The 1,840-nt window shown below is 53.9% G+C and carries 1 rRNA gene; it reads right to left on the bottom strand.

Annotated elements, in window-relative coordinates:
• Positions 1 to 120: 120 nt before the first annotated feature.
• Positions 121 to 1,657 (bottom strand): 16S ribosomal RNA (locus tag ACX80E_RS17150).
• Positions 1,658 to 1,840: the final 183 nt, after the last annotated feature.

Raw genomic sequence — 1,840 nt, 5'->3', positions numbered from 1 at the left:
TATTGATATTCCACCCTTGAGCAACTCACCGAGAAACAATCGTTCTCGCAATGAGTCTTTACTCCTCACACCACCAACACAACCCATGCGGGTCGCCTCGTGGTGTTTGGTGCTCCTTAGAAAGGAGGTGATCCAGCCGCACCTTCCGGTACGGCTACCTTGTTACGACTTAGTCCCAATCGCCAGTCCCACCTTCGACAGCTCCCTCCCCACAAGGGGGTTAGGCCACCGGCTTCGGGTGTTACCAACTTTCGTGACTTGACGGGCGGTGTGTACAAGGCCCGGGAACGTATTCACCGCAGCGTTGCTGATCTGCGATTACTAGCGACTCCGACTTCATGGGGTCGAGTTGCAGACCCCAATCCGAACTGAGACCGGCTTTTTGGGATTAGCTCCACCTCACAGTATCGCAACCCATTGTACCGGCCATTGTAGCATGCGTGAAGCCCAAGACATAAGGGGCATGATGATTTGACGTCGTCCTCACCTTCCTCCGAGTTGACCCCGGCAGTCTCCTATGAGTCCCCACCATAACGTGCTGGCAACATAGAACGAGGGTTGCGCTCGTTGCGGGACTTAACCCAACATCTCACGACACGAGCTGACGACAACCATGCACCACCTGTAAACCGACCGCAAGCGGGGCACCTGTTTCCAGGTATTTCCGGTTCATGTCAAGCCTTGGTAAGGTTCTTCGCGTTGCATCGAATTAATCCGCATGCTCCGCCGCTTGTGCGGGCCCCCGTCAATTCCTTTGAGTTTTAGCCTTGCGGCCGTACTCCCCAGGCGGGGCACTTAATGCGTTAGCTACGGCGCGGAAAACGTGGAATGTCCCCCACACCTAGTGCCCAACGTTTACGGCATGGACTACCAGGGTATCTAATCCTGTTCGCTCCCCATGCTTTCGCTCCTCAGCGTCAGTTAATGCCCAGAGACCTGCCTTCGCCATCGGTGTTCCTCCTGATATCTGCGCATTTCACCGCTACACCAGGAATTCCAGTCTCCCCTACATCACTCTAGTCTGCCCGTACCCACCGCAGATCCGGGGTTGAGCCCCGGACTTTCACGGCAGACGCGACAAACCGCCTACGAGCTCTTTACGCCCAATAATTCCGGATAACGCTTGCGCCCTACGTATTACCGCGGCTGCTGGCACGTAGTTAGCCGGCGCTTCTTCTGCAAGTACCCTCAACCAACAAAAATGCTGGCCTTGTTCCCTACTGAAAGAGGTTTACAACCCGAAGGCCGTCATCCCTCACGCGGCGTCGCTGCATCAGGCTTTCGCCCATTGTGCAATATTCCCCACTGCTGCCTCCCGTAGGAGTCTGGGCCGTGTCTCAGTCCCAGTGTGGCCGGTCACCCTCTCAGGCCGGCTACCCGTCGTCGCCTTGGTGAGCCATTACCTCACCAACAAGCTGATAGGCCGCGAGTCCATCCAAAACCAATAAATCTTTCAACAAAACCCCATGCGAGGTAAAGTCAATATCCAGTATTAGACCTCGTTTCCAAGGCTTATCCCAGAGTTAAGGGCAGGTTACTCACGTGTTACTCACCCGTTCGCCACTAATCCCCCCGCAAGCGGGGTTCATCGTTCGACTTGCATGTGTTAAGCACGCCGCCAGCGTTCATCCTGAGCCAGGATCAAACTCTCCGTTAATAACTAAACAGACACACACCAACACACCGGAAAAAGGTGATGAAAGCATGCACTAAATTCGAAACCAGCTAAACGGTCTCGCCGTCACCACAGGGGCGGCAACAACAAAACCAAATAACCAATTCAATATAAATAAATTGGTATCAATAAAACTTGGCACACTATTGAGTTCTCAAACAACAA

It is taken from the genome of Arthrobacter sp. TMN-49 (assembly GCF_054511095.1).
Note: the sequence above shows the minus strand (reverse complement) of the source record. Positions and strands in the feature narration are given on the sequence as shown.